The following is a 20,368-nucleotide window of genomic DNA, read 5'->3' as shown; positions in this document are numbered from 1 at the left end:
TTCAGATATTCTGTAAATCATGTAATTCATGTAATTCAAAATAGCCTAAATCTCTAATATACAAGTCTTTTGTTCGAATGGTTTGTAGGCTTGTTGAACCAAAGGTTTTATCATTTTCTCTTCCTTCTCCTACATAAACGTGCAGGAAATTCCCACTCAATAAGTCATACTCTAATTGAATTTTAACTCCTGCTGTATGGATACTTCCCCCCGCGCCTTGATAATGTAAAGAAAACTTATCTGGAAACTGAAATGTTGTAGACTTTAGACTCTAGAATCCGAATGTGCTTAAAGGTCGTGGTGTATTGATAAATTATTTCTTGTGTTGAATGAATTCTTTGAGTTAGAAGGTTAGCTAGAACTTGTTCAAGAAACTTGTACTGCGGAAGCATTAAATCGTTGGTTAAGCCCTTCATGGCTGATAAGAACAACTGTAGATACTTCAAGACAGCTACATAATTGTGTGAGTGATGTACTTACAACCTGTAGGCCAAGCCTTACATATAAAGCAACTAATTCCTTTGCTTGATATTTACTCTTTCGATGAACAAATCCCATTTCTTTAGCTAAGTGCTCTAGAACATAGGAACACATATGTCGTTGTAATTCTTCAGCAATTAGTTGAAGTTCTTCAAGAATCGGAAAATCCATAATAAAACTCCATCCTTTCCTATAATTCTACAGAAAGATTAGCATATTTTTTCATTTTAGGAAGGGACTTTGTTTTGTTAGGTTCATATGGAGAGGACGGGACCTTCTTTTAGTTTTGGATAATCATTTGCTTTATCTATTGTAAATAATTTTGAGTCCGATGGATCTCTTATTCTTGGCGTAAAATTAAATCCTAATAAATGAGTAAATCCGAAAATCTATTTTGTGTAACCGACTGTGTCTGTATACAGCAATATGACTTTACTTGGTGTAATAGGTATGATAGGCTCGTTATTCAGAAAAGATTCCGATTGAAAAAAAGCACATCCATAGAGGAGGATTGGTAACCATGAGTGATAAAGTACTTATTTTGGAAGATGAACGCGAAATTGCAGATTTGGTTGAGCTATATTTGAAAAACGAGAATTATACGGTTTTCAAATACTATACCGCCAAAGAAGCACTGGAATGTATAGATAAGAATGTGCTTGACCTTGCAATATTGGATATCATGCTTCCCGACGTAAGTGGTCTCACTATCTGTCAAAAAATAAGGGACAAGCACACCTATCCAATTATCATGTTGACAGCGAAAGATACGGAAGTAGATAAAATTACAGGGCTAACAATTGGTGCGGACGATTATATTACAAAACCCTTTCGTCCACTAGAGTTAATTGCGCGAGTCAAGGCGCAGTTACGCCGATATAAAAAATACAATGGAGTAACGGCACAGAACGAGAATGTTATCGTTCACTCTGGTCTTGTCATTAATATAAGCACGCATGAGTGTTCTCTGAACGAGAAGCCGTTATCTCTCACTCCCACTGAGTTTTCAATCCTGCGTATCCTCTGTGAAAACAAGGGGAATGTGGTTAGCTCTGAGCAGCTGTTTCATGAGATATGGGGTGACGAATATTTCAGCAAGAGCAATAACACTATCACCGTGCATATCCGACATCTGCGAGAAAAGATGAACGACACGGTTGATAATCCGAAGTATATAAAAACGGTATGGGGGATCGGCTATAAAATTGAAAAATAAAAATAAGAATAAAAATAAGAATAAAAATAAGAATAAAAAAATCGATTATTCAAAATTAAAACGAAAACTCTACCAATATATCCTTACGATTGTCATGGCAGCAGTTGTATTTGTGCTGTTTGTGCGTCTATTTATCCAAGGGACACTGGGGGAGTGGATCGTACGTTTTTTGGAAAACAGTTATCATTTAGAGCGTTGGGACGCAATGATAATATATCAGTATACTATACGGAACAATATAGAAATTTTTATTTATGTGGCGGTTGCCATTAGTATTCTTATTCTATGCCGAGTTATGCTTTTAAAATTTGTAAAATACTTTGAAGAGATAAATACCGGTATTGATATACTTATTCAGAACGAAGATAAACAAATTGAGCTTTCTGCGGAAATGGAGTTCATGGAACAGAAGCTCAACACATTAAAGCGAACCCTTGAAAAGCGAGAGCATGATGCAAAGGTGGCCGAACAAAGGAAAAATGAAGTTGTTATGTACTTGGCACATGATATTAAAACGCCTCTTACATCAGTTATCGGTTATCTGATCCTGCTTGACGAGGCACCAGACATGCCAAGAGAGCAAAAGGCAAAGTACGTGCATATCACGTTAGACAAAGCGTATCGCCTGGAACAGCTAATCGACGAGTTTTTTGAGATTACGCGATATAACCTTCAAACGATTACGCTCACGAAAAAGCACATAGACCTATACTATATGCTGGTGCAAATGACTGATGAATTTTATCCCCAGCTTGCTGCGAAGGGGAAACAGGTGGTACTCCATGCTTCTGAAGATTTGACCGTATTTGGTGACCCTGATAAGCTAGCGAGGGTCTTTAACAATATTTTGAAAAACGCCGCTGCATACAGCGAGAACGACAGTGTAATTGACATTACGGCGGAACTCTCCGATGATGTGGTATCCATCGTTTTTGAGAACGCCGGAAACATCCCGAAAGATAAACTCGCTACCATATTTGAAAAGTTTTACAGATTGGATGATGCCCGTTCTTCTGATACGGGCGGCGTGGGACTTGGATTGGCGATTGCAAAAGAAATCATTGTTCAGCATGGCGGACAGATTTACGCGGAAAGTAATGATAACTCTACGACTTTCACGGTAGAACTTCCAGTCTTCCAAGACTCGGTTGATAAAGGGGATTCTTAGAAAATAATCATTATTTCTTAAGAAATTCTTAAAGTTATCTCTACTTTTTCTTAGGAAATTAACAATTTAATATTAAAAAATGGTTCGTTCTTATGCGGTAGACTTAAACCATAAGAACGAGCTTTTTTTATTTCGTCAAAGAAAGATATGATAACTTATGCGTGGATTAAAATAGCTCAAATGTTTAGAAAAAGAGTGACACAAATATTTCTTTTCTTTTTAGCGAATTGTGCCAAATGAGCAATCTACTGTTTTGGATGTTCCTGCACACCACTGAACAGAGTATACACATCTAGATATAGCATCGCTTTACAGAAAGTAATCGTTAAGAGTTTCATATCCGAAATCTTCAGCGTTTGAATCAGCGTGACATTATCATCAAGTCATTTACCTAAGGAGGAAGCTGAAAATGAAGAAGTGGTGTTTTTTTATTGTTATTTTTCTTAGGTTTTGCTTTCATGAATAAAGCACTGTTTTTTCAGAATAAAGTAGAGGTTCAAAAATATGATCAAAATCACAAAGATAACATAGATAATACAGGGACTACCTCAATTATTCAAAAGAAAGAGATTGTAAAAGAACACATCTATCAAGGGAATCTGCTCTTAATTAACAGTAAATATCCTATGCGCCAAGTGGACTTTACCATGAGATGGAGGCTGATTATGCCTTACCAGCAGGTTATAGTGAACATAATTCAGGTTTATCACTTGATGTAGGATCAGGCTTAACGCAAATGGACCGAGCACCTGAAGGGAAGTGGATAGAAAAAAATGCTTGGAAATACGGCTTTATCTTACGCTATCCCTCGGATAAAACGGATGTTACAGGTATTCAATCTGAACCTTGGCATATTCGCTATGTCGGTTTGCCTCACAGTACGATTATGCAAAAAATGAATTTAGCCTTGGAGGAATACCTGGATTATTTAAAAGAAGAAGAGAGCATTTCAGCAAGTATTGAGGGGGAAAAATATACGATGTCATATTATCCCTTTTTTCAAAGCAAGACAATTGATGTTGAAATACCTGTAAAAGATATGGGTGGGGTAATTATGACCACCCGTTCTTGAATTATATTCTAAAATGACAAAGTTATAGATTACAATGTAAAGTTAGGAGATTTTAAATGCATTCAGGAGTTTTGATTAATTATTTATATACTTATTTTTTTACTATTATTTTTTGTATAATGTTTCAAATTGGATTTTATTTTAAAACGAAAAAAAATATATCTATTCAGCATTTTCTATGGGTGTATGTTTTTCTATTCTACCTTTCACTAGTGTATAAGGTGACGCAGATAGGGACTATATGGGACATAGGTAGATACGAAACATTAATTCGTGCAAATCAAATTAACTTGATTCCATTTGCTTCTGAAGGTATGACTACTTATGTCTTAAACATTTTACTGTTTATGCCATTAGGTTTTTTATTGCCGGCTATTTGGCCGCAGTTTAGAAGAGTGAAAAGTACTGCCTATGCTGGATTCGGTTTTTCATTGGCTATTGAGTTAGGTCAATTGCTAGATAATAGAATTACAGATATTGATGATTTATCTATGAACACCCTGGGAGCAATTATTGGGTATTTATTATATAGAGTATTATTCAAAATGTTATATAAAAGAGATGAAAAAAAGATTGATAATAATATTTCTCTAGTAATAAAATACGAGGCTATTTTTTATTTGGTTTGCTCATTTGTAGGTATGATGTTAATTTATTATCCAGTTTTATTTAGACGGCCTCTAATCCTTCAATAAGGTGATTAAGATGCTGTCAGATAATTATATACATATAGTAAATTGATTCTTAAATAATAGGATATTACAAATACCCATTTATATTAAATTCTCATAGAAATCTTTCAAAACTACTCTTATTGAAGGTTGAGTGGTTATTGAATTGATTTCTATTGCCCCCGTTTTATATCATAGTACCAGCCTTTAATTAACAATTATATCCATTGCGAAAAAATAAGATAGGCTTTAATATTTACCAGTATTTAAATGCCAAAAATTGTTTAAGGCATTTCAACCAAAATTTAAGAGGAGCATACAATGAACAAACTAAAAAGGTTATTGAAACGTAAAACGACTTGGATAATTCTTATCCTATTCGTATTTGTTTATGTAAATAACAGTTCTTTTTTTGCTAAGAGGGATGATGGAACTCCTCTTCTTCTTGCTCACCGAGGACTTTCGCAAACATTTAGCATGGAAGAGATTGAGAGCGATACATGTACAGCAGAACGTATAAATAAACCTGAACATTCTTATTTAGAAAATACAATTCCATCTATGGAAGCGGCATTTAAAGCTGGAGCTGATCTAGTAGAGTTTGATGTTCAACCAACTAAAGATAATAATTTTGTTATTTTTCATGACTGGACTCTTGATTGCCGTACTAATGGTAAAGGTGTTACAAGAGATTTTACAACAAAAGAACTACAAGCACTTGATATTGGTTACGGTTATACAGCTGATGGAGGTAAAACATTCCCGTTACGTGGTAAAGGGATTAATCTTATGCCAACACTTGATGAAGTACTTAACCATTTTCCAGATCGTTCTTTTCTTATTCATATTAAAAGTGATGATGAAAATGAAGGAATCCAATTGGCTGCTCACCTTAAGAAATTACCAGCGAAACGCCTTGATCAACTAACTATATATGGTGGCGATAAACCAATTGCTGCGATAAAAGAGCGCATCCCTAGTTTACGAACAATGTCAAAAGCGACCATGAAAAAAGATCTTATTACTTATATGGCATTAGGGTGGACTGGCTACATACCTTCAAGCCTGAAGCATGGAGAGTTACATATACCAGACAAAGTAGCTCCTTGGCTTTGGGGATGGCCAAATCGTTTTCTTAATCGAATGGATAAAGCAGATACTCGAGTTATCGTTGTAGGAGGAAATGGGTTTGGATTTTCAAGTGGATTTGACTCATCTGAAGATATAAAACGCCTTCCTGACGATTATACAGGTGGAATTTGGACAAATCAAATTGATAAAATAGCACCTTTATTTAAGAAATAAGGGACAATATAATAATTGAAGTTTTTCATCTGTTTAACCATCTATATTTTAAAAGAAGACTTATTAATAATGTTGAAGTTTTATATACTGAAAAACACCCCTAATTTCCTATACATAATGGAAATCAGGGGTGTTTTTGGATAAATGGGACTTACTTTATTTATATTCAAACAGAAGTACAACAACTATCAAAGAATAAACCGCTAGATGTATAAAATGAGCTGATGTAGATAAGTAAATTTTTCGTTTGGGGGTACCTTCACATGCCCATCAAGTTAATCAAGTAATTTACTAGGTAAGAAATAATCCTTGTTTCAAAACTAGCAAGTGATAAAAAGTAGGCATGCTAAATAAGCCTATTAAAACGCGATTTTTTTGCTAGGCAGCTTGTCTATGCTTCACCGTCGTTTTATACACAATCCCTAGAATATCAAAGACGGTCATCTGCTTATGTCTATGACATTTACGACCATTCTTTTTGAGCAGTTGATAAAGGCGATGCAGAATTTTTAAAAGTTCTGCTGTGCCAACAGCTATTGCTTGAAACAGTGACGGAAAGTAATCTTTAATCATATAAATCGCTTTGTATTCACTCAGCTCCTGCTTTTTCTTTTCAAGTAGAAACTGGCGCATATGAAACATCGTAGAAGAACAGAGGAGAATGCCTATGAGCTGTCCATATAAATGGCACTCTAGGCGTTCTCTTTTTATATTTTGACATTTATCAATTTTAAAGAATGACTTCCACGTTTTAAACAAAATTTCAATCTGCCAACGAAGTGAATATAATGAATGCACGTAGTTCGTCGGTACTTCTTCTAGTGATGTATTCGTGATATATACATTCATGCCCATTAAACGTTTACTTTTATCCTTCATGATAATGCCTTTCTTCTTTTCACGTATTGCTTGGTTTTTCAGACGTGTTTGCGTTTGATTATCGGTTAAACGATGGATAATGACACGTGCTGGAAGTTTCTGATTTTGACCAATGTATGCCTCGGGGATTTCCATCGTTTGACCGGGGATTAGATCAGACATCATTTGTGTCATATCAAGCTGGATGTATTCTGTTTGCTTTTTTAACGTACCATTATTGAAGTATTCTGGGTTAGGGTTCTTGATATAAATGCGTGTATTCAACTTCAACCGTGAGATATAGTAAGCCTCTTTATCATGAATGGTTTGTAAGTCTCCTAAATCGAAGTAACCAAGATCACGTAAACACAAATCGCCTGCTTCTACGGTTTCAAGACAGATGGTACCATATGTTTTATCATTATTCTTTCCTGGTCCAAGCTGCACGTTAATGAATTGACCGCTAAGTAAATCATATTCCAATTGAATTTTCACGCCTGCCTTATTACTACTCCCACCTGAACCTTGATATTCTGTGGCGAATTGATTAGGTAGTTGAAACACTGTTGCATCTAGAATACGGATACGATTGAAAGTAGAGATTATATGTGCAGAAAGTGAGTGATTTGAACAGAGTTTTTGTGTGAGAAGCGCAGTAAAGACTTCTCGAAGAAATGCGACAGCTGCTGGATTAAAGCGTTGATTCAGTCCTTCTGGACTCATGAGTGTAGCTGTATTTGCATAAAGCTGACTACATAATCGAGTAAGAGAATCGCTTGCTACGTGTTGACTAATCCAAATACATAAAGCGACCAAATCTCGTGCGCCATACTTACTTTTACGTTTTACGAAACCCGTCTCCTGTGCGAGCTGTTGAAGGATACTTGGAGATAGATACCGCTGTAGTTCTTCAGCGAATAAATGAAACTCATCTTGAATCGATAGAGTCATAAAAAACGCCATCCTTTCTGTATATTTCTACAAAAAGCATAGCGTTTTTTTTATTATATGGATACAAATTTATCTTAGCTTAATAGCGATGAGGTAGCACCAACAAAACGCGAATTCCGTACGCTAAGCAAGATTTTATAAAGAAAAAGCCGATTTCCTGTACGCTAAGATAATCGGCTTTTTACTACTAAATTATCTGTAATGGTCGTAGAGAGTCTAATGGAGAAATGTGTTTTAATAGTTCTTCATCAAATTGTTCTTTTTTCTTCAAAACATTCGTTTATGGTACTTGGTATATAGAATTTAACGCTAATTATAAAGGCATCAAGAAAAGTTTTTCACCTAAATAACTTAAAAGAACTTAAACCAAAAGGTATTACGTACTGAATAACTTAAACCAACTTGAAAAATGACTTAAATTAACTTAAAGTATCCTTAAGGAGGTTATTTATGAATCAAGAAGAACGATTGATACGAGTCCTTAATTATTTAGAAACACATAAAACCATGAATATTAAACAGATGTGTGAAATGTTTCATATCTCACGAGATACTGCAAGAAGAGATATAGTAAAACTTTCACAAAATAAAGAAGTATCTAGAATCTATGGTGGAGTAGCTTTAGCTACTTTTCATAAGAAAATTGATAATTATCAAGAGCGATCACAGACTGAATTAGAAACGAAAAAAATAATTGGAATGAAAGCTGCAAATATGATAACGACTAGTGACATGATTTACTTAGATGTTTCAACTACAGTCAATTTCGTAGCACAATATTTACAATCAAAAAACGTAACTATTGTGACGAATTCGATCGATAGTGCTTATATGTTAGCTCAATCTGAAGATACAACTATTCACCTTTTGGGAGGAACACTAAATAAAGCCTCTCGACATGTTACTGGGTATTCTACCACTGAAAAGCTTAAAGATTATCACTTTAATAAAGTGTTTATTGGGGCCGCGGGTATCACAGAAGAGGGTATATACTATGGTTTTGAAGAAGATATTTATTTCAAGCGTGAATTAATAAAACATGCTGATCAAGTTATTTTAGTGGCGGATCACACCAAATACAATCAACGACAGAATTATAAGGCTTTAACGTTTGAATATATTGATACATTTGTCACAAATCAAGTTATGCCTAATGTTTTATATAATACTTTGAAAGAAAATGGTATTGAAATAGTAATTGCAAGTAAAGAGTGAAAAAATTGGGAGGTTTTATTTTGATTACATCTTTTATTTTTGACGTGGATGGTACAATTTTAGACACAGAAGAAGCAATCCTAAAATCGCTACAAAAAATTTTAAAAGAAGAATTAAAGAAAGATTATGCGTTACATGACTTAAGATTTGCATTAGGGATTCCAGGAAAAGAAACGCTAAAAAAATTAAACGTACCAAATATAGACGTTGTTCATCCTAAATGGTCAAAAGCTGTACTAGATTTTTCTAATGAAGTTTCCGTATTTGAAGAATTAGAAGACGTTATTAAAGAGTTATCTCTTAGTAAATTAAAACTAGGTATTGTTACATCAAAAACTAAGCAAGAAGTAATAGAAGAGTTCGAGCCATTTGGTTTAAGTGGTTACTTTGAACATACAATTTGTGCATGTGATACTGATAAACATAAACCACACCCTGAACCATTATTAGCTTGTTTACAAAAATTAGATGTTCCTAATAATGAAGCAATTTACATTGGGGACTCTATATACGATATGCAATGCGCAAAAAGTGCTGGTGTAAAATTCGCACTCGCTTTATGGGGTTCAAAGACAAGGGAAGGGTTTGAAAAAGCTGATTATGTATTGAATACACCAAAAGATATTTTGGATTTAATTTAACCAAGCTTGAATCTAATAAAGACATCAAGTTACTCATTAAAAATCACATTTATTCTTTTTTCAATACTATCAAATAAATGGGTGTGAATTCAGACAAAGAATATATCTTCTATCTTAAGTAATAAGAACATTCATTTACTTGCTACATTCACCTGTTCTTTTTTTATTATTTAGTCTTAAAATGAAAAATGGGCGCTTATCCTTGTTCCGGGATAGTTCTTTAATGGAATAAATGAATTAGCGTCTCAGTCTTTAAAATTAATTAATTCTACTAGGGGATGATTTTTTTATGAAAGCTATTATTTTTGACTTTGATGGAACTTTAGCAAATACATTGCCAATTTGTTATTATTCATTTCAGAATGTCTTTAAGGAATTTGATAATAAAGATCTTTCTTCAGAAGAGATAAAAGCAATGTTTGGTCCTTCAGAAACTGGGATTATTAGAGAAAATCTTACTAATGTAAATAAAGAACAAGCAATTGAATTGTATTATACAAAATATTTAGAGAATCATTCTAATTTAGTTAATCCTAATAAGGAAATTAATGAAATGATAAGGTTTTTGAAAGACAGTGGCATAAAAATAGGAATTGTTACTGGAAAGGCGAGAAGGAGTCTAGATATTTCCTTAAAGGCCCTTCAAATGGATAAACTTTTTGAGGTCATCATAACAGGTGATGATGTTGTTAATCCAAAGCCACATCCAGAAGGAATAATCAAGGCGTTATCTTTATTAGGTGTGCAAAATAATGAGGCTGTGTTTATCGGAGATAGTGATGCAGATATACATGCAGGAAATCAAGCAAATGTACATACGGTGGGAGTACAGTGGTTGCCAGATTATCAAACTTTAGAATTTAATGCAGAACCTAATTCTTCTTTTAACAGTGTTAGGCAGCTTATTGACCTTGTAAATAAAGGTATTCAAAATGAGTTATAAATGGTTAGAATGGGCAAAGAGGATACAATCATTATCTCAAGCAGGATTAACCTTTTCAAAAGATGTTTACGATATTGAACGTTATGAAGAATTAAGAAAAATAAGTGCTGAGATAATGGGAGAATATACTGATTTAGACATGGAAAAAATCAAGGATTTATTTATTAATGAAAAAGGATATCAAACACCTAAAATAGACGTTCGTGGAGTAGTATTTAATGAAAAGAAAATCTTAATGGTAAGTGAAAAAATTGATGATAGATGGTCCTTACCTGGTGGTTTCTGTGATATAGGTTTATCTCCTAGTGAAAACATTGTAAAAGAAATAAAAGAGGAATCAGGATTCGATGTAGTACCTACAAAGTTACTCGCTTAATGGATATGAATAAGCATCCTCATCCTCCTCAACCATATCATTATTATAAGTTGTTTGTTCACTGTGAGATTATTGGAGGGAAAGCAAGAAATGGTTTAGAAACAAAAGGAATAGACTTTTATGATGAAGATAATTTACCTGTACTTTCTTTCGATAGAAATACAGAGACTCAAATCAAAATGCTTTTTGAATTTTTAAGAAATCCTAGTAAAAATACAATATTAGATTAACAATTTTGAAGTTAACAGATCTATTTTTAGATAAAAATAGATTGTTGATTTTCTACAATAGAGCTTCCTGCTTATTCAAGAATTGGGCGCTTTTCTGGAGTAAGACAATTATTTATGGACTGAACGGTAAAAACCAATCGGTCTATTTTTTATCAATAGGGTACATCCCATCACTATCAAACTAACAAAAGAAGATCCCCCTACGCTAATTTCTCAAAGTAATCAACTGTAGTGAATGAATATTTTCATTTTGTGGTACATTAAAATTCTAGCTTGATCGCCGTGTGATGCTTCTCCTTATTTAGAAAAAGCGGTTCTTTGAAGAGCAAATAACTAACGTCTTTAGACTAAAAATACGCGGAATTCTTGTTTTGGGGGAATAACCAATTTCTTAGGTTGATGGGCATGGGGTACCTTCAAGATCTTAAGCTTGATGGGCATGGGGTAGCACCACACATCCATCAACTTAAGGATTTAGACTATTTTTGAAGTTAAAAGCACGTTACTATTTTCTTATGTTAATGAGAAAGGGTGACGTGTTTTTTATGAATATGAATCAAAAACAAGAATTATCTTTATTCGCTGAAGAGTTATATCGATATATGTCTCCCGCTACACTTAATCAATTAGCCATAGAAGCAGGCGGAATGAAACGAAAACGTAAGTGCCACGGGCACCATTTCTTATCTTTGTGTGTATGGCTAAATCAACAAGTCACTACTACCTCTCTTACTCAACTATGTAGTCAATTAGAAACTTCAACAGGAGTTTTATTAAGTCCGGAAGGACTTAATCGGCGATTTAACTCTGCTTCTGTAGCCTTCTTTCGAATTGTATTTACTACACTTCTACAAGCTAAAATTGGAGGCGTATCTAAGATTTCTCATTCTCTTTCTTCCTACTTTGAGCGCATTCGCATCCTTGATTCTACAACCTTTCAGGTTCCAGATCGATTCGCATCTACCTATCCTGGTGCCGGAGGATGTAGTCATAAAGCTGGTGTGAAAATTCAACTAGAGTATGACTTGTTGAGTGGGGAATTTTCTGATGTGAAAATTGAACCAGGAAAACGAAGTGATCAGGCGTATGGTGCGACTCGAACAGGCATGATACAAAAGAATGAGCTGTATATTCGTGACTTAGGATATTTTCGTCTACAAGACTTTAAGTCTATTCAAGACAAGCAGGGGTATTATTTATCTCGTCTTAAGTTACCAACTAAAATATATAGAAAAGAGTTCGAAACAGTGGTATTTAAAACAAAACCCTCTCAATTGAAAACAGTATATATACAAATTCATTTGGAAGACATTATGAAACAACTACAACCTGGCCAAGTGTATGAATTACACGATGTATATGTAGGGAGTAAGGACAAATTGCCTACTCGTATTGTAGTTTATAGATGTACCGAGGAGCAAAAACAGAAACGCCTACGTGACCGAGCTATTCGTGAAAAGAAAAAAGGAATTACATATACAGAGCGTACAAAGCTTTTACAAGGTATTACGGTATATATGACAAACATTCCTACGGAATGGGTACCAAAAGAGAAAATCTATGATTTATATTCATTACGTTGACAAATTGAGCTGTTATTTAAAATATGGAAATCTTGGTTTCAAATTCATCGTTGTAAATCTATTAAACAAGAGCGATTAGAATGTCATCTTTATGGACAACTCATTAGTATTCTATTATGTTCTTCTACTATGTTTAAAATGCGAGAACTCCTATTACGTAAGAAACAGAAAGAGCTAAGTGAATATAAAGCGATGTACATAATTAAGGATTATGTACATCGCTTTATATTCACTTTTTTACCAAGCATTACACAAAAACACCCAAGAATTATCAAAGGTTCTCCTTCGTCTGTTTAACCTCCTACAGCACAACGGACGAAAATCTCATCGATACGAGAAAAAGACAGTCTTTAATATTTTGGGTGTTGTCTATGAGTATACCACTTCTACTCATCAGGTAGCATAGTAAAAAATTGAAACCCGTCAGGGTTTATTTGATATGCCCGCTTTTATAAAATCTACAAAAGATAATAAAAAACTATATGGAAAGACCGCATTTTGTTTGAAAATATACCTTAAGTTGATGGATGTGGGGTAGCACCACATGGCCGTCAACTTAAGAAGAATAAACGCCACCAAAACAAAAAAAGCCCCAACTTATTTTTTTTGAAAATAAGTTGGGGCTTTTGAAACAGAAAAGTATATTTTTAACTATGAAAACTACGATAAATTTTTCCTTTTTTCCTACTTGCTAAATTCAGCAAGTAAAATATTTTTAAAAGGATTAGGACTATCAGTTCTACCCAAACTATTCCAATTGACGACCAACGTATGCTTGCCTCCAAGTTTACCTCCAACAAGAGTTGTAAACCCTAGAATGCCACCTGTGTGTCCCCATATCGAGACACCGCTTGGAAGCTTAGTTTCATAGATTCCAAGACCATATCCATCGATTCCTTCTTTTCCTGTAGGAACTGTAGTAAGCATTTGTTTTAGTTGCTGTTCCTTCAGTAATTTGCCACCGAGCAAGTAAGAGAAGAATTTGTTTAAGTCGTCAGCAGTAGAAATCATATCTCCAGCAGAGCTACCTGCACTTGGGTTATAATAAGTAACGTCTTTTAGCTCACTTGCTCCGTCTGGTTGGACATATCCACGGGCATGGTTAGTGCCTGGAATAACGCTTGAATTGCCTGGTAGGAATGTATTTGACAATTTAAGTGGTTCAATAATTCGATTTTCAATCTCTTCCGCATAGCTGTTTCCAGTTACTTTTTCAATAAGGATACCCAGTAATACGTATCCTGTGTTTGAATAAGACCAGCCCTTTCCTGGAGCAAAGTCTGGGGGAAGAGAAATCCCCATCTTCACTAAATCTTCAGCCGTATACGATTTTTTTGTATCCGTAAAATCAGCGTCTTTTGACCTTGAGTATTCAGCGATACCACTTGTATGGTTCAATATCTGCCGGATAGTAATCTTGTTACCATCATATCCATTTCCTTGAATGACACCAGGCAACCAGTCTTCGATGTAATCGTCTAGCTTCAAGCGATTCTCTCCAACTAATTGAAGTACAACTGTTGCGGTGAACGTCTTCGTCACACTCCCAATGCGAAAGCGAAAATCTGTTTTCATTGGTTTCTTGGTTCTCAGATCCGCTATTCCAGCGGCATACCCCCACGTTTTTCCACGCTCAGAAGTTTTAGCAAGTATCCCCGGGTATCCAAGTTGCAATGTATCCCGCATTGCTTGCTTGACGGAAGTATGATCTCGTTGAGTATTTGTTTGTAACGTACTAGATACATTTTGAGTAGGCTCTGCTTTTACAATTGAGGTTGGTGTTGTATATAACAGGGAACTTCCAGCTATTAAAAGGGCCAGACTTGCACATGTAATTTGACTACGTATATTCATATGGCATTCCTCTCCTCTATTCATATTGTATAAGTGTTTGCATACTATTACTTCCTGACAAGACTTAGGGAAAGGCCCTCACGCATATAGATTAAAGTCCCAGTACAAAGGTATCTATTAATACCAACAATTTGAGCCAGTTAAATCTCCATCCCTTCTACAACAAAATTATTCAAAGGTATGAAAGCATATTATGTACCCTTAGTTATTGTTAGGATTAACACAACATGAGACATAGCCCCAACCCATATTTTACTTTATTTATCCATGATATGTATTGAGAAAGAATGTAAATTCGAATCCTTTCCGTACCCCAACTATTGATCGTTTTTTTCATCTATTATAATTAATTATTTAGAATTTCTTAATAAAAAACTGTAAAAAAATAATGAGTTCCTTAACGAACAGGAAGTGGCTGAAAAATATGTCTAAACGCACAATTATCTTTTTTTGATATGGTGACCCCATCGCTATCAACCTAAAAAATTAAAATCCCTCATAACGAAAATTCTATTGATTGTTGACTACTTATAATGATAGGTTATGTAAACTTTACATGAATAAGGTATATAATATATAAATAACGATTAACTGAGGTGAGAGTATGGAAGATACATATAAAATCCCAAAATTAGAAACAAAGCGTCTTTTATTAAAAAAACTAGATTTTCATGATTTAGATGATTTATTTGAAGTCTATTCGGATCCTCAAACAACTACATATGTACCTCGAGAGGTACATCAGAATAAAGATGAAACTCGTATTTTTTTAGAAAATACGATGGATACAGCTAAGAAAGGTAAGTCTTTCATATGGTCTATTATCTTTAAGGGGGATCAGAAAGCTATTGGCACCTGTGGCATCTGGAAATTATCACACAGTAGCGCTTCTTTAGGAGCCGTTATTAACCCACTGTATTGGGGAAAAGGAGTTATCGTTGAAGCTTTAGAAGAACTAATAAAGTTTGGCTTTCAAGAATTAGATTTAAATCGTATTGAAGGAAGATGCGACATAAGGAATACAGCGTCTGAACGAGTTATGCAAAAGCTAAAAATGACATATGAAGGAACATTAAGACAAAGTGTAATGATCAATGGTATGTATTGCGATTCTAAGGTATATTCTCTTTTAAAACATGAATACGGTAACTTTCGATAACGAAAATTATGTAAATATGTAATGTTATCAGACGACTAAATGAGGTACCGTCACATTGCCATAAAGCTAAGGTTTCACACTGTTCATTAAGCAAAAAAGACGTTATTCTTACTGTAGAATTATAGGAAAGGATGGCGTTTTTTGTATGTCTAATTCTGTATCTGATGACTTACAATTATTTGCACAGGAGATTAAGAGTCTTTTATCCTCAAATACCTTACAGAATCTAGCTAGAGATGTTGGATTTGTACAGCGAACAAGTAAGTATCAAGCACAAGATTTAGTAGCTTTATGTGTATGGATGAGTCAAAATTTCGCTAAAACCTCTTTAACTCAGTTATGTAGCTGTTTAGAAGCATCAACAGAAGTGCTCATCAGTCCTGAAGGACTAAATCAACGGTTTAATGAGGCGGCTGTCCAACTTTTGCAACGCCTACTAGCTGAACTACTAAACAAAAAAATGGACGCATCTATGCCGATTTCTTCGCCATACACTTCTGTTTTCAAGCGTGTTCGTATTTTAGATTCAACTGCATTTCAACTCCCAGATATATTTTCATCGGTTTATCCAGGTGCAGGAGGATGCAGCCATACAGCTGGAATAAAAATTCAACTTGAGTATGATTTGTTAAGTGGACAGTTCCTACATATTCATACAGGCCCCAGGTACACAACATGATCGCACTTACGGCTCTCTGTGTGCCCCAACTGTGACAGCGAATGATTTATGTATCCGAGATTTAGGTTATTTTCATTTGAAAGACCTTCAATATATACAAGATAAGGAGGCCTACTATATCTCTCGTATCAAGTCGAATACACGTATTTATCAAAAAAATCCTACCCCTGATTATTTTCAAGATGGAAGAATTAAGAAAGGTACAGAGTATATACAGATAGATATGGAGACGTTAATGAACTCCCTTCAACCAGGACAAACATGTGAAATAGCTGATGCTTATGTAGGAATGATTGATAAAATGCCAGCTCGTGTAATTGTTCATCGATTAACAAAACAACAGCAACAAAAACGATTACAAGATCAAATTGTAAGAGAAAAAAAGAAAGGAATGAAGTATTCTCCTCGTAGTAAACGACTCAGTGGTATCAATGTATATATGACAAACACCCCTACAGATATTGTCCCGACGGGACAAGTACATGATTGGTATTCTTTACGTTGGCAAATCGGCGTGTCCAGATAAGGACACATTATCTAGTTGGTGAAAGTCCAATCGGGAGAATAGACTCCACTCCCGTAGCCTGAGAGGCGCCATGAAGTGAAAGCGACATGGCGAAGCCCTCTGACATCACATGCAAAAGGCATGTGGGCAAATCTCCAGGTTGTAACGTACAGTGAACGTAGATGTAGCCTCGTTACACGCAATTCCGGTGGCTGAGACGGTCGATAACGTGCGAAAGCAACAAGAACTGACCGAAACGAGTCTGGAACGGCAGTTCTCACCGGCGGGGTATCAGCGGCGACATGGAGAGAAAGATAATGTGGAAACTGGAGAAGCCCTCGACACCCGATGAAGAAACCTCATCGAGGAGACCGTCTCTATAACCGCGATCGGGAAGTGAGAACGGTAGGTGTCAGGGTGGCGGAACGGATCGTAGTACCAGAGATCTGCGTGCAGCAAAACGCGCGGGGAGGAAAGGGTCCGAACCTGTAAACATTTCGTATGACTAAAGGAGGCAAGGGTGCCATGACAAAAACACCCATCACTTTGCAGGAATTAAGGCAACGAATCTATCGAAAGGCGAAGTCTGAACCTACGCACCGGTTTTGGGGGCTATTTACCCACATTACCAAAATGACAACCCTTCACGAAGCATATCAACAGGCGAGGAAAAACAACGGTGCTCCAGGCATTGATGGAAAAAGTTTTACTGATATAGAACTAGAAGGAGTTATCCCATTCTTAACGGGTATTCAAGAGGAATTGCAAGCTGGAATATACCGACCACAAGCCAATCGAAAAGTAGAAATCCCAAAGGCAAACGGCAAAATGCGAACTCTGCAAATTCCGTGTATACGAGATCGTGTAGTACAAGGAGCGCTAAAACTCATATTAGAAGCAATTTTTGAAGCTGATTTCTGTCCAAACTCGTATGGGTTTCGGCCGAAACGCTCTCCACATCAGGCATTGGCAGAAGTACGACGCAGTATATTGCGTCGTATGACCATAATAATTGATGTTGATTTGTCGCGCTACTTTGATACAATCCGACACAACATATTATTGGAGAAAATCGCGAAACGTGTCCAAGACCCACAGGTTATGCATCTTGTAAAACAGGTAATTAAGGCAACAGGAAAGATCGGTGTCCCGCAAGGGGGGCCATTTTCTCCACTAGCCGCGAACATTTACCTTAATGAAGTGGATTGGACATTTGATACCATTCGACGCAAAACAGCTGAGGGCAATTACGAAGCTGTAAACTATCACCGTTTTGCCGACGATATAGTTATCGCTGTAAGCGGACACTCCAGTAAAAGTGGATGGGCTGAACTGGTATTACGACGACTGTGGGAACAGTTAAAGCCTTTGGGAGTTGAACTGAATCTGGAGAAGACTCAGATGGTCAATGTTCTAAAAGGAGAATCCTTCGGATTTTTAGGATTTGACCTGAGACGAATACCGAGCCGAAATAAGAATGGATTCTTCGTTTTCATGATCCCGAAGAAGAAAGCTCGCACGACAGTGAAAGCAAAAATTCGCGAACTCATTCAAAACGCAGGAGCGAAGCCAGCACAAGACTTAATAAAACAAATCAATGCCGTACTGACTGGATGGGTGAACTACTTCCGGGTTGGGAACTCTAGTCAAGCTTTCAGTGAAGTACGTGATTATACGGAGATGAAAATTCGCACACTGTTAACGAGAAGGAAACGAAGACGAAAGCGTAGCATCGGATGGCAGAGATGGAGTAACGAATATCTCTATGGTGTACTGGGGCTTTACTGGGACTGGAAAGTCCTTCCCCTGAAAAGTGCAGAGAGTTTCCGATGAAAGTGTCTGCCATTTGATAGGTCTCATAACCCTTTTGATGAAGTTTATGGGGTGAGCTGCTTGAGGGAAAACCTCACGAGCAGTTCTTATGGGGAGAGACTGGAAACGGGTCACAACTGATACCGCGCCAGTCTTTTACCCGACAAATCTTGTTCAAAACATGGAAATCTTTCTTTCAAATTGACAAGTGCAAAGAAATCAAGAAAGAGCGTTTAGAATGCCATTTATATGGACAACTCATTAGTATTTTACTTTGTTCATCGACAATGTTCAAAATGCGTCAGTTACTCTTGAATAAGAAAAAGAAAGAGCTAAGTGAGTACAAATCCATCTATATGATAAAGAATTATTATCTATTGTTTTATGAAGGATTACAGAAGGGCATTCATGAATTATTAAAAGTTTTACTGCGTTTGTTTTGTCTTTTAGAGAAAAACGGGAGAAAATCTCACCGGTACAAGAAGAAAACAGTCTTTGATATCTTAGGCGTCGTATATGACTTTACTATGTCTCACAATCATGTAGCATAATTAAAAAAATTGAAACCCAATAGGGTTTATTTCGTATGCAAATCTTTAAAGAACCTCAATGGATCTTCAGAAAAAAGAAAAAATCTCACGTAAAATTAAACGTATATAATTTTAGCTTGATGGGTATGGGGTAGCACCAACAAAACGAGAATTATGTAAATAAGCTGTCCATATGGACAGCTTATTTACATAATTCTCGTTATTGGAAGTTACTTTTCAATTATTAATAGACGGTCAAGTTGAGTTTCGTGATAACTCTACAGGCTTAAAGTGTTCAACTGTTGGAAATGGATCATAAAAGTGATGCAATAATGCTTTCCACTCTTGATATTGTTCAGATTGACGAAATCCTATCGTGTGGTCTTCTAAAGTTTCCCATTGCACAAGGAGCAAATATTTTCCTTTCTGCTCCATACAGCGTTGTAATTCATGATTTATGTATCCTGGCATGGAAGAGATGATTGAGGATGCTTGCTTAAATACTGATTCATACTCCGTCTCCATACCGTCTTTTATTTGCAACATGACTGCTTCTAAAATCATTTTGAAGTTCTCCTCCTTTTCTTAATTGTACCATGTGAGGGGAACGCTGGATGAGGAGTTTTGATGTATAACATATACACGTGAAGTTAACATAACGTCCTATTATTAACAATCGTATATTCGTTAAAAGCTTTTTGGGATAGTTACGATCCTATTGGGAACATTAAATTTTATGGAGGTGATTGTAATGAATAATAACAAACAACCAAACAAAACTTCTGTAGGAACAAATGCTGCATCTAACAAATTTGGAACGGAATTTGCTAGTGAAACAGATGTACAAGCAGTAAAACAACAAAACGCTCAAGCAGAAGCTAAAAAGAACCAACAATCTAGCCAACAATAAAGAGTTAAGAAACAAAGGATATTTTCTATAATTGTGGGAAATACCCTTTGAGTAAACTATTCAAGATGCGATAAAGCATCATTTATGGAACCAAATTACGTAATAGAAAAAGACTACTTCTTTTAACTGGGAAATGAACTGAACCCAAAAAATTAGACAAATATATTAAGCAGCTACTAAGGATTGAACTCTGTATTGCACAGGGGACAA

At 35.6% G+C, this 20,368-nt stretch carries 14 protein-coding genes and 6 pseudogenes; 15 read left to right on the top strand and 5 right to left on the bottom strand.

Features of this window, described 5'->3' with window-relative positions:
* Positions 1-7 precede the first annotated feature (7 nt).
* A pseudogene (locus tag AB6801_RS22685) lies at positions 8-651 on the bottom strand (IS4 family transposase); the annotation flags it as partial.
* Positions 652-734: 83 nt separating this feature from the next.
* On the bottom strand, positions 735-869 hold the full coding sequence (locus AB6801_RS22680; RefSeq protein ID WP_119781447.1) for a Tn3 family transposase: 135 nt from the start codon (positions 867-869) through the stop codon (positions 735-737).
* Between the two features lie 131 nt (positions 870-1,000).
* On the opposite strand from AB6801_RS22680, the gene vanR-A reads away from it, so the two are divergent.
* The 5 genes and pseudogenes from vanR-A (at position 1,001) to AB6801_RS22655 (ending at position 5,912) form a co-directional block, all read left to right on the top strand.
* A complete protein-coding gene (gene vanR-A / locus AB6801_RS22675) occupies positions 1,001-1,696 on the top strand; it encodes a vancomycin resistance response regulator transcription factor VanR-A (protein WP_070183588.1) in 696 nt (231 codons plus the stop codon).
* Positions 1,686-2,864 (top strand): vancomycin resistance histidine kinase VanS, encoded by a 1,179-nt coding sequence (vanS, locus tag AB6801_RS22670; protein ID WP_370941164.1) that lies wholly within the window; start codon positions 1,686-1,688, stop codon positions 2,862-2,864. Before vanR-A ends, vanS begins: the two co-directional genes overlap by 11 nt.
* A 458-nt stretch (positions 2,865-3,322) precedes the next feature.
* A pseudogene (locus tag AB6801_RS22665) lies at positions 3,323-3,936 on the top strand (M15 family metallopeptidase).
* Between the two features lie 56 nt (positions 3,937-3,992).
* On the top strand, positions 3,993-4,631 hold the full coding sequence (locus tag AB6801_RS22660) for a VanZ family protein (RefSeq protein ID WP_000555583.1): 639 nt from the start codon (positions 3,993-3,995) through the stop codon (positions 4,629-4,631).
* 297 nt (positions 4,632-4,928) lie between these two features.
* The gene (locus AB6801_RS22655) at positions 4,929-5,912 is read left to right on the top strand and encodes a glycerophosphodiester phosphodiesterase family protein (protein WP_044585210.1); all 984 of its coding nucleotides are present in this window, start codon (positions 4,929-4,931) and stop codon (positions 5,910-5,912) included.
* A 378-nt stretch (positions 5,913-6,290) separates the two neighbouring features.
* Here AB6801_RS22655 and AB6801_RS22650 read toward each other — a convergent pair whose 3' ends face one another.
* Positions 6,291-7,721, bottom strand: a complete 1,431-nt coding sequence (locus tag AB6801_RS22650; protein ID WP_370941163.1) for an IS4 family transposase — start codon at positions 7,719-7,721, stop codon at positions 6,291-6,293.
* A gap of 450 nt (positions 7,722-8,171) precedes the next feature.
* Here AB6801_RS22650 and AB6801_RS22645 point away from each other — a divergent pair, with 450 nt between their 5' ends.
* The 5 genes and pseudogenes from AB6801_RS22645 (at position 8,172) to AB6801_RS22625 (ending at position 13,115) form a co-directional block, all read left to right on the top strand.
* Positions 8,172-8,936 carry a DeoR/GlpR family DNA-binding transcription regulator gene (locus tag AB6801_RS22645; RefSeq protein ID WP_370941162.1) on the top strand — a complete coding sequence of 255 codons (765 nt, stop codon included), beginning with the start codon at positions 8,172-8,174 and terminating at the stop codon, positions 8,934-8,936.
* Between the two features lie 20 nt (positions 8,937-8,956).
* Entirely contained in the window at positions 8,957-9,577 is a 621-nt protein-coding gene (locus AB6801_RS22640) for an HAD family hydrolase (protein ID WP_370941161.1), read from the top strand.
* A 289-nt stretch (positions 9,578-9,866) separates the two neighbouring features.
* On the top strand, positions 9,867-10,520 hold the full coding sequence (locus AB6801_RS22635) for an HAD family hydrolase (RefSeq protein ID WP_370941160.1): 654 nt from the start codon (positions 9,867-9,869) through the stop codon (positions 10,518-10,520).
* Positions 10,510-11,126, top strand: a pseudogene (locus AB6801_RS22630) (NUDIX hydrolase). Before AB6801_RS22635 ends, AB6801_RS22630 begins: the two are co-directional and overlap by 11 nt.
* 545 nt (positions 11,127-11,671) lie before the next feature.
* A pseudogene (locus AB6801_RS22625) lies at positions 11,672-13,115 on the top strand (IS4 family transposase).
* A gap of 278 nt (positions 13,116-13,393) precedes the next feature.
* Here the strand turns inward: AB6801_RS22625 and AB6801_RS22620 are convergent.
* The gene (locus tag AB6801_RS22620) at positions 13,394-14,563 is read right to left on the bottom strand and encodes a serine hydrolase domain-containing protein (protein ID WP_088360975.1); all 1,170 of its coding nucleotides are present in this window, start codon (positions 14,561-14,563) and stop codon (positions 13,394-13,396) included.
* Positions 14,564-15,167: 604 nt separating this feature from the next.
* Between AB6801_RS22620 and AB6801_RS22615 the strand changes: the two genes are divergently transcribed.
* The 4 genes and pseudogenes from AB6801_RS22615 to AB6801_RS22600 all read left to right on the top strand — a co-directional run.
* On the top strand, positions 15,168-15,722 hold the full coding sequence (locus tag AB6801_RS22615) for a GNAT family N-acetyltransferase (protein WP_087947882.1): 555 nt from the start codon (positions 15,168-15,170) through the stop codon (positions 15,720-15,722).
* A 145-nt stretch (positions 15,723-15,867) separates the two neighbouring features.
* Positions 15,868-16,918 (top strand): annotated as a pseudogene (locus AB6801_RS22610) (IS4 family transposase); the annotation flags it as partial.
* Between the two features lie 513 nt (positions 16,919-17,431).
* A complete protein-coding gene (gene ltrA, locus AB6801_RS22605) occupies positions 17,432-18,739 on the top strand; it encodes a group II intron reverse transcriptase/maturase (RefSeq protein ID WP_097861763.1) in 1,308 nt (435 codons plus the stop codon).
* Positions 18,740-18,882: 143 nt separating this feature from the next.
* A pseudogene (locus AB6801_RS22600) lies at positions 18,883-19,269 on the top strand (IS4 family transposase); the annotation flags it as partial.
* A 234-nt stretch (positions 19,270-19,503) separates the two neighbouring features.
* Here AB6801_RS22600 and AB6801_RS22595 read toward each other — a convergent pair.
* A complete protein-coding gene (locus AB6801_RS22595) occupies positions 19,504-19,812 on the bottom strand; it encodes an antibiotic biosynthesis monooxygenase family protein (RefSeq protein WP_000599690.1) in 309 nt (102 codons plus the stop codon).
* 187 nt (positions 19,813-19,999) lie between these two features.
* Here AB6801_RS22595 and AB6801_RS22590 point away from each other — a divergent pair, with 187 nt between their 5' ends.
* On the top strand, positions 20,000-20,158 hold the full coding sequence (locus AB6801_RS22590) for a gamma-type small acid-soluble spore protein (RefSeq protein ID WP_001063580.1): 159 nt from the start codon (positions 20,000-20,002) through the stop codon (positions 20,156-20,158).
* Positions 20,159-20,368: the final 210 nt, after the last annotated feature.

Origin of the sequence: Bacillus sp. RCC_6_1 (genome assembly GCF_041360755.1) — a bacterium.
Classification (GTDB): Bacteria; Bacillota; Bacilli; order Bacillales; family Bacillaceae_G; genus Bacillus_A; species Bacillus_A cereus.
This window is presented reverse-complemented; position numbering and strand designations above follow the sequence as displayed.